This window comes from Arthrobacter sp. BG3 (assembly GCF_056680185.1).
Window position 1 is genome coordinate 1,511,470 of sequence record NZ_CM155270.1, and the last position, 12,199, is coordinate 1,523,668.

The 12,199-nt window shown below is 68.2% G+C and carries 14 protein-coding genes and 1 riboswitch; of the genes, 4 read left to right on the top strand and 10 right to left on the bottom strand.

Going from position 1 to position 12,199, the window contains the following annotated elements; translation table 11 throughout:
- Nucleotides 1-41: 41 nt before the first annotated feature.
- The 4 genes from AC1MFL_RS06585 to AC1MFL_RS06600 all read right to left on the bottom strand — a co-directional run bounded on the left by AC1MFL_RS06585 (nt 42) and on the right by AC1MFL_RS06600 (nt 2,578).
- Nucleotides 42-632 (bottom strand): hypothetical protein, encoded by a 591-nt coding sequence (locus tag AC1MFL_RS06585; RefSeq protein ID WP_479814169.1) that lies wholly within the window; start codon nt 630-632, stop codon nt 42-44.
- A gap of 117 nt (nt 633-749) precedes the next feature.
- Nucleotides 750-1,277, bottom strand: coding sequence for a SixA phosphatase family protein (locus AC1MFL_RS06590; protein ID WP_479814171.1), 528 nt, complete (start codon nt 1,275-1,277; stop codon nt 750-752).
- A gap of 54 nt (nt 1,278-1,331) precedes the next feature.
- Nucleotides 1,332-1,535 carry a dodecin family protein gene (locus AC1MFL_RS06595; protein WP_479814173.1) on the bottom strand — a complete coding sequence of 68 codons (204 nt, stop codon included), beginning with the start codon at nt 1,533-1,535 and terminating at the stop codon, nt 1,332-1,334.
- Between the two features lie 179 nt (nt 1,536-1,714).
- Nucleotides 1,715-2,578 carry a winged helix-turn-helix domain-containing protein gene (locus AC1MFL_RS06600; protein WP_479814175.1) on the bottom strand — a complete coding sequence of 288 codons (864 nt, stop codon included), beginning with the start codon at nt 2,576-2,578 and terminating at the stop codon, nt 1,715-1,717.
- A 625-nt stretch (nt 2,579-3,203) separates the two neighbouring features.
- Between AC1MFL_RS06600 and AC1MFL_RS06605 the strand changes: the two genes are divergently transcribed.
- From AC1MFL_RS06605 to AC1MFL_RS06615, 3 genes are all read left to right on the top strand, one after another.
- Entirely contained in the window at nt 3,204-3,944 is a 741-nt protein-coding gene (locus AC1MFL_RS06605) for a response regulator transcription factor (protein ID WP_479814177.1), read from the top strand.
- A gap of 3 nt (nt 3,945-3,947) precedes the next feature.
- A complete protein-coding gene (locus tag AC1MFL_RS06610; RefSeq protein ID WP_479814178.1) occupies nt 3,948-5,666 on the top strand; it encodes an ATP-binding protein in 1,719 nt (572 codons plus the stop codon).
- A gap of 104 nt (nt 5,667-5,770) precedes the next feature.
- A riboswitch (cyclic di-AMP (ydaO/yuaA leader) is annotated at nt 5,771-5,928 on the top strand.
- Between the two features lies 1 nt (nt 5,929).
- Nucleotides 5,930-6,718 (top strand): aggregation-promoting factor C-terminal-like domain-containing protein, encoded by a 789-nt coding sequence (locus AC1MFL_RS06615; protein WP_479814180.1) that lies wholly within the window; start codon nt 5,930-5,932, stop codon nt 6,716-6,718.
- A gap of 34 nt (nt 6,719-6,752) precedes the next feature.
- Here AC1MFL_RS06615 and AC1MFL_RS06620 read toward each other — a convergent pair whose 3' ends face one another.
- The 3 genes from AC1MFL_RS06620 to AC1MFL_RS06630 are packed head-to-tail and all read right to left on the bottom strand — an operon-like array spanning nt 6,753 to nt 8,593.
- On the bottom strand, nt 6,753-7,088 hold the full coding sequence (locus tag AC1MFL_RS06620) for a VOC family protein (RefSeq protein ID WP_479814181.1): 336 nt from the start codon (nt 7,086-7,088) through the stop codon (nt 6,753-6,755).
- A 14-nt stretch (nt 7,089-7,102) separates the two neighbouring features.
- A complete protein-coding gene (gene upp, locus AC1MFL_RS06625) occupies nt 7,103-7,738 on the bottom strand; it encodes a uracil phosphoribosyltransferase (protein WP_024366205.1) in 636 nt (211 codons plus the stop codon).
- A gap of 12 nt (nt 7,739-7,750) precedes the next feature.
- Nucleotides 7,751-8,593, bottom strand: a complete 843-nt coding sequence (locus AC1MFL_RS06630) for a phosphatase PAP2 family protein (protein WP_479814183.1) — start codon at nt 8,591-8,593, stop codon at nt 7,751-7,753.
- 71 nt (nt 8,594-8,664) lie between these two features.
- On the opposite strand from AC1MFL_RS06630, the gene AC1MFL_RS06635 reads away from it, so the two are divergent.
- A complete protein-coding gene (locus AC1MFL_RS06635) occupies nt 8,665-9,168 on the top strand; it encodes a nucleoside deaminase (protein WP_479814185.1) in 504 nt (167 codons plus the stop codon).
- A gap of 69 nt (nt 9,169-9,237) precedes the next feature.
- Here AC1MFL_RS06635 and AC1MFL_RS06640 read toward each other — a convergent pair whose 3' ends face one another.
- Genes AC1MFL_RS06640 through AC1MFL_RS06650 form a run of 3 tightly spaced genes read right to left on the bottom strand, consistent with a single transcriptional unit; the run spans nt 9,238 to nt 12,197 of the window.
- A complete protein-coding gene (locus tag AC1MFL_RS06640) occupies nt 9,238-10,494 on the bottom strand; it encodes a DNA glycosylase AlkZ-like family protein (protein WP_479814187.1) in 1,257 nt (418 codons plus the stop codon).
- A gap of 4 nt (nt 10,495-10,498) precedes the next feature.
- Complete coding sequence (locus tag AC1MFL_RS06645) at nt 10,499-11,791, bottom strand: glycosyltransferase (protein ID WP_479814189.1); 1,293 nt, start codon at nt 11,789-11,791, stop codon at nt 10,499-10,501.
- A 7-nt stretch (nt 11,792-11,798) separates the two neighbouring features.
- Entirely contained in the window at nt 11,799-12,197 is a 399-nt protein-coding gene (locus AC1MFL_RS06650) for a 6-pyruvoyl trahydropterin synthase family protein (RefSeq protein WP_479814192.1), read from the bottom strand.
- Nucleotides 12,198-12,199 lie beyond the last annotated feature (2 nt).

Genomic DNA, 12,199 nt, shown 5'->3' on the forward strand with positions numbered 1-12,199 from the left:
AGATACGTCCTGCGCGCCGGAGATTAGTGGAGGGCCAACGATCAGAGGTTGCGGGGATTGTCAGTGCGGGGCTCGTCTCCGCGGACCGGCTCCTGGGGAACCTGGCTGTTGGGAACCTCATTGTTGGGAACCTCATTGTTGGGCTCCCGGCCGCTCGCCGGGTTGGGCGCCTGGTTGGGCGCCTGGTTGGGCGCCTGGTCCGCGGGGGCAGCGTTCCGCGCGCTGCGGTCGCGGCGCAGCTCTTCATGGCCTGCGGTTTCGCCGGGCATCTGCTCCCCGGCGGGGGCCTTACGTTCGGTGGTGACGACGTCGGGGTCCAGTTCGTCCGCCTTCCGCAGCTGGTCCTGCGCGCCGGCACGAACCTGCTCCGCTTCACGCTGGCGATCGCGGGCTTCCTCCCGCAGGCGCTCGGCCTCGACTTCTGCCTGCTTCGCATCAGCCTCGGCCCGGGCAGCCTGCGCCTCGCGCTCCCTCGCACCGATCTCCTCGGTCCGGGCCTGTTCACGCATTTCAACGGCCTTGTTGCGGTTCGCTTCGACCTTGCGCCTCCGGCTGAGCATGATTGCCACGACGACGATCGCGAGCACGACAACGATGCCGACAATGATCCCTATGAGCTGTCCTGAATCCACGATGATTCCGCCTTTTCTCCCGATCGCCAGTAGTCCACGAGTAAACAGCATCAGTAAACCGCAGAATCGCCTGCATGACTATGCATCCAGGACGCGGGCAGCCTGCACCGCCGGGCGCTATTTGGCCCGGGGAACCTTGAAATGCGTGAGCCGGGCGTCCTGGCCGTCCAGTTCGGCCCAGGACTTCTCCGTCTCCATGACAGTCAGCGCGCTCGTGGGGTACCGGTTGGCGGCGTCCATATAGGCATCATGGTTGGAATCGCGGGAGGCGAGGTGCATGGCGAGGTCCTGCACGCCCGGCATGTGCGAGATCACCATCAGGGTGTTCACGGTATCCGGGACGTGGTTGATGACCTTCAGCATCCGCGCCGCCGAGGCGGCGTAGAGCCCGTCCTCAAGTTTCGGCGTCGGAGCTTTGTCGCCGAGTTCGCTGCAGACCCAGGTGCAGGTCTGCCGGGTGCGCAGCGCGCTGGAGCAAAGGATGAAATCGGGGACCACACCGTGCTTCAACAGCCATTTTCCGGCCTGCGGGGCATCGCGGTGGCCGCGCTCTTCAAGCGGGCGGTCGTGATCCGCGACCCCGCCCGGCCAGTCCGACTTGGCATGGCGCATAATCACCAGCCGTTTGATGTGATGCGCGCTCATGGACCAATCCTAGTGCGGCGGCTGATCCAGGGCGCGCATCCCACCAGCGTTTGCTCAGTCGTCAAGGACGAAAGTCACTTCCAGTACAACGTGCCAGCCCGCGATGGCGCCGTCGCTGATTTCAACCTTCTGTTCCTTCACCCACGCCCCGGTGACATTGCGCAGGGTTTTGTTGGCCCGGTCGACGCCCTCCTTGATGGCGGCATCGAACGAGGTCTTGGAGTTCGCGCTCAGGGTAGTAATCCTTGCAACAGACATATCTTCCTCCCAATAGTCGGTTCAACGGTCCGAGACTACGCCGCACCCCCGAAGCGCAACAGGGCCCAACAACGCGACCGAAGGAGGTGTCAAAGGCACGGCGGAGAGCCGCTTCGCTTCCGGAGACAGCAAAAGCGCCCGCCCCAGTTCAGGGACGGACGCTTTGCGTGGGCTGGAACCTAGATCGAGTATTCCGGAGCGGCCCAGACAACAACTTCGGGGTGCTCATAGAAGCGGTAGCCCTGGCCGCGGACCGTACGCACGGTGTTGGCGAGACGGCCCAGCTTGGAGCGCAGGCGGCGGATGTGGACGTCGATGGTGCGCTCGTTGGGCACCTCTTCGGCGTTCCGCCACAGGCCCTCAAGCAGCTCGTCACGGCCCACGGTGCGGGTGCCGTTCTCGACGAGGTAGTTGAGGAGCTCGAACTCCTTGAACGTAAGGTTCAGGGATTCGCCGTCCAGCGCCACCTCGCGGCGGGCAAGGTCAATCAGCACGCCGGCCGGGCGCGGGTCCTGCGGCTGCTGCAGGCGGGCCGTCTCGGAACGCTGACGGGCGCCGACCGTGGGGTCACCCAAGGTGGAACGGACGACGTCGAGCGCGGAGCCCGGGGCGCTGGCCGGGGCGACGGCGACAGCGGCGTAGCTTTCGGCGCCGGAAACCAGGGACTGGGCGTAGGCCCGGATGTCCTGGGCCAGCTTGGCAATGGACGTGCCGGCGGCCGCCGCTGTTTCCTCGTCGATGCCCATGTAGAGCACAAATCCGCGGGCAACGTTGTCGCTCGGGACGGGACGGACGGGGCTGCCGCTGCCCGGCGCAATCACGGGAGTCGGGGCCGTGGCCGGCGCCGGCGGAACAGCGCGGAGCTGTCCGTAGGAGTTCGGGTTGTAGCCCTGCGGCGCATAGCCCGGAGCGGGGAAGCTGTTACCGGATCCGGCGGGGGCGAAGGAGGCGCGGCTGCCGAAACCCTGGCGGATACCGGAGGCCTGGCCGGCCTTGCTGGCGTTACGGACGGAGATGTGGACGTATCCGGATGCAACTGACATGGATTGCTTACCTCAATGTGAATGGCCGTCATCGCGGCTCGAATGCTACTTTTCCCCGCAATGAAAACTGGGGAGGGGCGCCCGACGCTGGGCTGGGGGCGAATGCCTAGAAACCTTTGGGGTGTAAAAGTTAGGCGTGCATTCGACAACAGCGCTTCTCGGTATCAGCGGGTGGGCTGATCCAAAAAACTGCGGCTGCAGGTGCTGTTGAGTTCTTGTTCACAATTGAAGTGTGCAACGTAACAATGAAAACTTGCAAGTAACAATGGACCCTAAAGTCCACGATGTGAGATGAACTGAGGAATTGTAGTGCAGATCACAATTCTGGCGCGGCAACAGAACAACCACTGTTCCGGTCAACCGGGGCAGCATTGAGCACTTAAGTCGAAGAATGTTCGCCCCAAACCACCATATTCCCGAAATTATTCACTGTAACGGGAATCAACAAAACCGTTCGCCTACTTACCTTTGGATGTCCAGCGTTCCACAGAGTGGTCACCCGGTTTTCGGGAAAACATGTCCTCACCAACGGATTTAAGGATGCCCAGCTCGCTAGGCTGGGATTCACAGGTGTCGCACAGGATCCCCTAAGCCGCACCTAACCGTCAGATCGGAGAGTTGTCCCATGGCCACCTCGCACTCCATGACCAACAATCTCCCCCAGCTCACCCACCCGGATGGCTCCCCCATCCGCGCCCTGGTCGTGGACGACGAACCCAGCCTCTCCGAGCTGATGAGCATGGGCCTGCGAATGGCGGGCTGGTCGGTCGCAGTCGCCGCCGACGGCCCCGAAGCAGTGAAGCTTGCCAAGGATTTCCGCCCCGACGTGCTAGTGCTCGACGTGATGCTTCCCGGGTTCGACGGCGTTGAGCTGCTGGGCAGGATCCGCGCCTTCGCTCCGGAGGTGCCGGCGCTGTTCCTGACCGCCAAGGACGCCGTCCAGGACCGGATCACCGGGCTGGCCGCGGGCGGCGACGACTACGTGACCAAACCGTTCAGCATGGAGGAAGTGCTACTGCGGCTGCACCGGCTGGTCCAGCGTTCCGGCGTGGCAGCCATGGATACAGCCGAACTCGTCGTCGGCGATCTCGTACTCAACGTCGACACGCGGGAAGTGCGGCGCGCGGGCGAGGAACTCCACCTCACGGCGACCCAGTTCGAGCTGCTGCGCTACCTCATGGAGAACCCGAAACGGGTTGTCAGCAAAGCCCAGATCCTGGACCGGGTCTGGGACTACGACTTCGGCGGCCAGGCCAACATCGTGGAGCTCTACATCTCCTACCTGCGCAAGAAGGTCGACGCCAACTACCCGCCCATGATCCATACGGTGCGGGGCGCCGGCTACGTCCTGAAGCCGGCGGACTGATCAGTGCCTGAACGCCCCGCCAGCAGCCGTGCCTCCGGGCTCAATTGGCGCAACCCGTCCACCTGGCACCTGCGCACCCGGCTGGTCCTCGTCACCATGGCCCTGCTCGTGGCAATCTGCGGTGCGGTCGGCCTCGTCAGCTATGCCTCGATGGACTCGTTCCTGAGTAAGCAGCTCGACACCCAACTGGTGCAGGCCGCGGCCCGTGCCCGCGAATTTGGCCGCACCGGCGGCCGCGCCGATCCCCTTGACGCGCGGGGCCAGGGGACCGGCACCCTGAACGCGAGGATCGTGGATGATTCGGTCCGCAGCGCCGGCTTCCTCGCCGATGACGCCACCCGCAGGTCCCTCACCGACGACGACGACGAAATTCTCCTTAAGCTGACCCCCCGGAACGGTTCCGTGGACCGGACCCTGTCCGCGGGAGCCTACCGGCTTGTTGCCGCCGAGACCCCGGACGGCGACGTGATTGTGACCGGGCTGCCGCTCGCCGAGAAGCAGAACACCCTTGCCTCCCTGGTCTGGACCATGACGCTGGTCTCCGCCGGCGGACTCGTTGTGATCGGCCTGGCCGGGACGGCACTGATCCGCAGGACCATGAAGCCCCTCGACCAGCTCTCCGAAGTGGCGACGCAGGTCTCCCGCCTCCCGCTCGACGCCGGCGAAGTGGGACTTGCCATGCGGGTGCCGGACTCCGCAGCCCATCCGGGAACCGAGGTCGGCAGCGTCGGGCATGCCCTGAACCTGATGCTGGACAACGTCTCCAACGCGCTCGAAGCCCGGCAGAAGAGTGAGACGAAGGTCCGACAGTTCGTGGCGGATGCCTCCCACGAGCTGCGCACCCCCCTCACTGCCATCCGCGGATACACCGAGCTGATGCGGATGACCGAACACTTCACCCCCGACGGCCAGAGGTCCCTCGCCCGCGTGCAGAGCCAGTCCGAACGGATGACCACCCTGGTGGAGGACCTGCTCCTGCTTGCCCGGCTGGATGAGGGCCAGCCCCTCAAGCTCAGCGAGGTGGACCTCACCCAACTGGCCATCGAGACGGTGAGCGATGAGAAAGTCATCGCCCCGGACCGGGTCTGGCATCTGGAGCTTCCGGAGGAGCCTGTGGTGGTCCGCGGCGACGCGACCCAGCTCCACCAGGTGCTGGCAAACCTGCTCTCCAACGCGCGAAAGCACACCGGACCGGGCACCATGGTGGTGACCGGGGTGAAGCGCGCCCCGGACGGGAGTGCCGTGATGACCGTAACGGACAACGGCCCAGGGATCGCCCCCGGGTTCGTGGACCGCGTCTTTGCGCGTTTCACGCGCGCGGACGCGTCCCGGAAGAATCCGGTGGCCAACACGACGTCGGGACCCGGCCACACGCACCTTCCCCGCCTTCCGGTCCACCCGCCCCGGACGCTTCCGGGGTCCCCGGCGGCCGCTGCCTCCGCCGCCACCATCACCAGCGCGTCCGCCGAGGGAACCAGCGGGTTGGGCTTGTCCATCGTGCAGTCAATTGTTGAGGCCCATGGCGGGACTGTCAGCGTCACGTCGGTCCCGGGACGGACAGAGTTCACCGTGCGGTTGCCGGATGCTCCCCCTGCGGCTGAAGCTCCGGGTGCGGCCAACCCCCCGGGTGCGGCTAAAGGACCTGCTGCGGCTAAGCCTCCGGTTGCGGCCAAAGACCGCCGGCTGCTGAGCACGGCGCAAGACGCCACACCGCTGCCGTGATCCCTGTTACCAAAATGTGACTTAGCCGCCTACGTCCTGTACGGTCTTTAGGGTGCGGCCATCACTAGGGCCGCATGTCCGGATGCACGCCAAACTCTGCCGCCTCCCGGATTCCGCTCGACCAGGCAGAGGCGGGGGACCCAGAGTTCCCGGGCATTTTGCATCTTTGCGCCCTTGGGGTGAAGCCGACACGTGAATTTCCGTGCGGCCGGATGACCTCATCCGAACCCGACAGCTAACTCCGCAGGCGTTGAGAGGCACTCATGACTGAATTCCAGGCACAATCACGCCCTGACGACGCTGCAAAGACAACCCGCTCCACCCTGTCGCGCCACCGCGCTGAACCCGCCAAGCCCGCTTCGGCCCTGGCCCGGTTTGGCAACGGCCTCGGCGCAACCGGGCGCCGCGTGGCCGTCGTTGCCGCCGCGTGTGCGGTCATCGTGGGGGTCGGCGCAGCCGGCCAGGCATCCGAGACCGCCGCCCGCAATGCCAGTGCAGGCAGTTCCACGCAGGCAGCCACCACCGCGGATCCGCTGACGCACCTCGATTTTGAACGCGTCCGGGCCGATAACCAGGCCGTCATCCCCGCCGGTGTCGTCGCGGCCCAGCCAGCCGAGGTGAAGCCCGCCGAAGCACCCGCCCCTGCCCCCGCTCCGGCGCCCGCACCGGCCCCTGCACCCGCACCGGCCCCCGCACCGGCCCCGGCCCCGGCTCCTGCTCCGGCTCCTGCCCCCGTTGCCGTCAATGACCCTGCCGGCGCGCAGGCTTATGCGGCGGGGCAACTGGGCTCCTACGGCTGGGCGCCCGGCGAGATGCAGTGCCTGATGAAGCTCTGGACCAAGGAATCGGACTGGGAGACGACTGCCACCAACCCGAGCAGCGGCGCCTACGGCGTGGTCCAGTCCCTGCCGGCCGAGAAAATGGCCAGCGCGGGCGCGGACTACCGGACCAACTACCGCACCCAGATCAACTGGGGCCTGAAGTACGTCAAGGACCGCTACGGCTCACCGTGCGGCGCCCTGAACTTCCACCTGGCCCACCACTGGTACTAAACAGCCGGCGCGGCCTTCCTGAAGGCCCCCGCGCCTAGCCAGCGGACCGGTTGGGGATGTACTGCACCGCCCACTTATTGCCGTCCGGGTCGGCGAAATAGACAAAATGCCCCCAGTCCTGGACGTCGACGTCGCTGACATCCACGCCGTTGTCCTTGAGCTGCTTGTGGGCCGCCTGGATGTCGCTGACCACAAGCTGCAGGCCGGGGGCGGTGCCCGGCGGGGCATCATTGAGGCCCTCGCCAATGGCGATCGAGCAGCCGGAGCCCGGCGGTGTCAGCTGGACGAAACGGATACCCTCCCTGGGCCGCTCGTCGTAGTCGGCATTGAAGCCCACCTGGTTGACGTAGAAGTCCTTGGCGCGGTCCACGCAGGGCGGCTGGTTTAGCCGGCCACGCCGTAGAGCCGGTCGCCGGCGTCGCCCAGGCCCGGAACGATGTAGGACTTTTCGTTGAGCTTCTCGTCAATCGAGGCGAGCACGATCGTCACGTTGGCGTCGGCCAGCTCTTCCTCCAGCTTGGCCAGGCCTTCCGGGGCGGCGAGCAGGCAGATGCAGGTGACGTCGGAGGCGCCCCGCTTGAAGAGGAACTTGATGGCCTCGCGCAGCGTGCCGCCGGTGGCGAGCATGGGGTCCAGGACGAAGATCTGACGGTCGGTGAGGTCCTCGGGGAGCCGCTCGGCGTACGTGATGATGTCCAGGGTCTCTTCATCGCGGGCCATGCCCAGGAAGCCGACCTCTGCCGTGGGGACGAGCTTGGTCATGCCCTCGAGCATGCCGAGTCCGGCGCGCAGGATGGGAACCACCAGCGGGGTGGGTTTGGTGAAGGCGGTGCCAATGGTGGTGCTGACCGGAGTCTCGATGGTCACCGGTTCGGTGCGTACTTCGCGGGTGGCCTCATACGCCAGGAGCGTGACGAGTTCCTCGGTGAGCTGGCGGAAGACCGGGGACGGGGTGTTCTTGTCCCGCAGAACGGTGAGCTTATGGGCGACCAGCGGGTGGTCCACAACGAGAGTGCGCATGGGTCAAAACTATCACCCGGCGGCCGGGGGCCCGCCCGCGGGGCCGCGGGCCCCGACGTCGTCCGTGTCCCCGTCAGCGCTGCTGCCGGTGGAGCCGTCGCGCAGGTGGGCCGGGTGGTCAAATGTCGGGGCGGGTCCGGCGTGTTCGCGGTGCCGCAGGACATGGAAGAGCCGGTGGGCCAGTATGACGATCCCGACCCAGGCCAGCCCCAGCACCCAGCCGATGATCACATCGGTCATCCAGTGGTGGCCCAGGTACACCCGGCTCATGCCCATTGCGAAGATGAAGATCGCCCCTGCCGCGATCAGGCTGATCCGGGCCATGGTGCGTTTGATCTGCAGGCAGGCGAGGTAGACCACGAGTCCGATCACCACCGTGGTGTTCAGCGTGTGGCCGCTGGGGAAGGAGGGCGAGTTTTCGTAGGGCGGCACGGCGTCGGCGTGGTCCGGCCGGGACCGGCCGATCAGTTTCTTGCCCACGGCCGTCGCGGTGACCGACACGGCGGCAGCGCCCCCGACGAGGATCAGCGGGCGCCAGGTCCGGCCGGCCCAGATGAGCCAGGCCGTGAGGATGCTGCCCAGGATGGGCATCCCAATCCCGCCCCCGATGTTGGTGAACCCCGTCACGAACGCGTCGAGGCCGGGGTTGCGGAGCTCTTCCATCATCCCGAGGGTGGGCTTGTCCAGGTTGGCCAGGCCGGCGTCGTCCACGACGTTGTCGTAGACCTCGGCACTGACGAGCGCCAGAACCAGGACCATCGCGCCGCCGATGAGCATGGTGACCCACAGCGCGGCGTACGGCACCACCCATTTGCCCCAGCGCTGTGTCAGCCAGCTCTCTATCCCGGTGTTCACGGTATCTCCCGAATGTTGGTGCCGGCAGCCGTGCTGCACAGCGTGCTTAGTACCGAAACTATCATTGAGCCATGACTTCCCCTGAGCCGCGCCATGCCGAATGGATGGGCCTTGCCCTCACCGAGGCGCGTGCCGCGCTGGACACGGCCGACGTGCCGATCGGCGCGGTCGTCATCGGTCCCGACGGCACCGTGCTCGGCAGCGGGCGCAACGAGCGGGAGGCCCTTGGGGACCCGACGGCGCACGCGGAGATGGTGGCCATCCGCGCCGCGGCCGCGCGGCTGCAGGAGCCGGGCGGCGGGGGCGGGCGCGCCGGCGACGGCTGGCGCCTGGCGGACTGCACGCTCGTGGTGACGCTGGAGCCCTGCGCCATGTGCGCGGGGGCCGTGGTGCTGGCCCGGATCCCGCGCGTGGTCTTCGGCGCCTGGGACGAGAAGGCCGGGGCCGCCGGCTCCGTGTTCGATGTCCTCCGCGAGCGCCGGCTCAACCACTGGGTGGAGGTGTACGGCGGGGTCCGGGAGCAGGAATGCGCGGCCTTGCTGCGCGACTTTTTTGCCGCGCACCGCGGCGCCTGAACCCTGGCCCACGCGATTCGCTGCGCCCTTCCCCGTGCCTGCCCCCGTACCTGAGGCGGACCGGAAGCGCTAGCTGCCGGCTGCCGGGTCCGCTGCGGCCGCCGCCAGGCCGTCGATCCGTTTTTGCCGGGTGGCCGGTGAGTCGAGGCCGAAGGCGCGGAAGTCGCCCAGGTCCTCGCGGATCCATTCCTCGACTTCGGCAATCCTCCGGGTCACGGCGGGCGTGGCTGCGTGGAACACCCAGGGCACGATCCCCTCCCTGCCGGGATCGTACTGCCACAGCCCGATGATCCGGCCCCGGTCGAAGATGGGATGGTCCGGGAGGTCTGCCTGCAGCGCCAGCGAACCCAGGGCCTTCATGTGCAGGTCCTCCTCGGCCAGCAGGTCGGCGGCGTTGCGCCGCAGCAGCGCGAGCGAGTCCGTTCCGGCGAGCAGTTGGATCTGCTCGCCGGCCGGCTCCTGGAACGCGGCGAGCTGCTCGACGTCGTCGGGCAGCATCCAGAGCGTCTCCCCGCCGGCGGTGGGAACCTCCACGGCGCCGGCTGCGGCCAGCGATGCCTTGCTCTGGGCCACGGTGAAGGCCGTGAACCACTGGGACTGTTTGAAGGTGGCGCCTCCGGTCCAGCCAAGATAACGGCGGACCAGCTCGGCGCGGGCTTCGTCGTCGTCGAGCGGGCTCGGCGGCAGGTCCCACAATTCGTAGGCGTAGCGCTGCTGGTCGAGGCGGCCGTTGGCCGGGACCCGGCGGATCCTGCCCTGGGACTGCAGGATGCCGAGGGCCGTGGGCAGTGTCGTGGTGGCGCCTTTTTTCTTCCCTTCCTCACCGAGGTTCCGCACGGATTCGCCGAGTTCCTCCTTGAGCTGCCGCGGGTCCATCGGGACCGTGGCTTCGGCGAGCGTGTGCAGCACCTGCTCCTCGAGCAGGGTGATTTCGCCGCGGTCCACGCCGAGCCGGCCGACCACCTTGACGGCCGCCTCGGCGGCGTCCCGCCCGAGCTGCAGCGCCCACGCGAAGTCGTCCCGGCCCAGGACGTAGGTGCATCCCCGCGCGGTCGGGAGTTCGAGGATCCGGCGCGCCCCGACGTCGGCGTCCACCTCGGCGCGGCGGATTCCGGCGCGGGCGAAGAGCGTGAGGTAGGGGTTGGCGCCGCCCACGGAGCGCGCCCAGCCCGCCCGGGCGAACACCTGTTCCGCGGTGCAGCCGGCCAGCGAGCCGTCCAGGCCCTGTTGGTGCCAGGCCCAGGCGCGGAGCCGCTCCCGGGTGAGGGTCCGGGCCGGCGGCGCGTTCGCCGTCAGGGGCTGCGTGGTCAGGGGCTCGGGCGTCATGGGGTCATTGTCCACCAGCCGGCGCGGCAGGGGAATCTTCCGCAGCAGCCAATTCCTGCGCATCAGCCGGCTGCTGCGCAGCGGGAAGCCCCGGGTCCAGGGCTGCCAGCACGGTCCGGGCCGTGGCGTCCCAGCCGGGCAGACGCTCCCGGGCGTCAACCGCGGCGGCCCGCCAGCGGGCGCGGACCCAGGGGTCGCTCAGCCAGCGCCGCAGCACCTTCGTCAGGGGTGCCGGGTCCGGGCCAAGGGCGACGGCGGCACCCGGCAGGTCGGCGGTGCGTTCCGTCGCCGACGTTGGTGCGGGGTTCGCTGCAGGGGTTAACGCATCAGGTAAGTCGGGCGCCCGCGCGTGGGCGCCGGCTGCGAGTGCTTCGACGGCGCCGGTGCCGGCCCGGACGACCACGGGCACGCCCCGCGCAATCGATTCCGTGACCACAAGCCCGTATGTCTCGGCCTGCGAGATGAGCAGGCTGAGATTTGCCGCGGCCCATTCCGCCTCGAGTGCGGGCCCCCGCAGTTCCCCCCGGATCCGGATGCGGTCCTGCAGCCCCAGCCGCTTCACCGTGTCCCGGAGGATCGCGGCGTAGCCCGGATCGGCGGTGTCGGAGCCAACCAGGGAGGCGGTCCAAGGTATGTCCGGCAGGGCCGACAGCGCGGCGATCAGCAGGGTCTGGTCCTTGTTCGGCAGCAGGGCGGCCACGGCCAGGAAATGCGGAGGCTCCGACCCGGACGCCAGTGCGGCGCTGTCCGTACCGGGCAGGGCAACCCGGACGCCGTCCAGCCCGTGCCGGGCCCGGATCCCGGCTGCGGCCGAGCCGCTGGTGCAGATCACCCCGGCTGCCGCCCGCAGTGCCCGGCGTTCCAGCCCGGCCTCGTCATGGCCGGCGTCGTCGAGCGGCATGTGCAGCAGGATCCAGGCGGCCCGGCCGGCTGCCGCGGCGGCTGCCAGTTCATCGGGTGCCCCGCACGCGAGGAGCCCGTCGACGAGGGTGACCGTTCGCCCGGCGCGGGCGCCGTTGCCGCCGGCGCCGATGAGGTCGATGCCGGCATCGAGGCCGCCGGGGCCGTCCCGCTCATAGCCGTCGCACAGGAGGGCGGCCAGCCGCTGCCGGTCCGCTGCGCTGCCCACCGGCCAGCCGCCGTCGAGCGGGCAGATGTCCACTTCAACTCCAAGCGCGGCAAGCTCCCGGGCGAGGGCCGCGTTGTAGACGTTGCCGCCCGAGTTGTGGCGCACGTTGCCGGGCACCACGAGGCGGACCCGGAGGCCGTCGTGCCGCACCCTGTTTCCGGCCGGCACCGAACCCCTAGCTGGCCTCAAAGTCGAGCGAGTAGCTGGCCCAGGCGTCGGGGGTTTCGCGCAGGGTGACCTCCAGTCCGGCCAGCTCACGCCCGTCCGCGCCGGGACGGATCTGGGCTGCCACGGCGTCGGCGACGTACTGGGCCAGGGCCTCGGTGGTGCTGAGCCTGCCGGCAAAGTCCGGGTGCTCGTCCAGGTTCTTGTAGTTCAGGCCTTCGAGGATTGCATCCAGCACCTCGCCGGCCTCGCCGATGTCCAGCACGATCGAGTCCTCGTTCAGGCTCCGGCGCCGGAAAGTCACCTCCGTGACGAACGTGGCGCCGTGCATGCCCTGGGCTGGGCCGAAAGCAGGGCGCGGGAGGCTGTGGGCGATCATGAAGTTGCGGCGGACGGTCAGGCTGAACACGG

What these genes read in the sequence shown, in the direction of transcription:
- AC1MFL_RS06605 (WP_479814177.1), top strand. Translation starts at nt 3,204, where the DNA reads ATGGCCACCTCGCACTCCATGACCAACAATCTCCCCCAGCTCACCCAC.
- AC1MFL_RS06640 (WP_479814187.1), bottom strand. Translation starts at nt 10,494, where the DNA reads ATGACGCCCGAGCCCCTGACCACGCAGCCCCTGACGGCGAACGCGCCG.
- upp (WP_024366205.1), bottom strand. Translation starts at nt 7,738, where the DNA reads ATGCGCACTCTCGTTGTGGACCACCCGCTGGTCGCCCATAAGCTCACC.
- AC1MFL_RS06635 (WP_479814185.1), top strand. Translation starts at nt 8,665, where the DNA reads ATGACTTCCCCTGAGCCGCGCCATGCCGAATGGATGGGCCTTGCCCTC.
- AC1MFL_RS06595 (WP_479814173.1), bottom strand. Translation starts at nt 1,535, where the DNA reads ATGTCTGTTGCAAGGATTACTACCCTGAGCGCGAACTCCAAGACCTCG.
- AC1MFL_RS06615 (WP_479814180.1), top strand. Translation starts at nt 5,930, where the DNA reads ATGACTGAATTCCAGGCACAATCACGCCCTGACGACGCTGCAAAGACA.
- AC1MFL_RS06590 (WP_479814171.1), bottom strand. Translation starts at nt 1,277, where the DNA reads ATGAGCGCGCATCACATCAAACGGCTGGTGATTATGCGCCATGCCAAG.
- AC1MFL_RS06600 (WP_479814175.1), bottom strand. Translation starts at nt 2,578, where the DNA reads ATGTCAGTTGCATCCGGATACGTCCACATCTCCGTCCGTAACGCCAGC.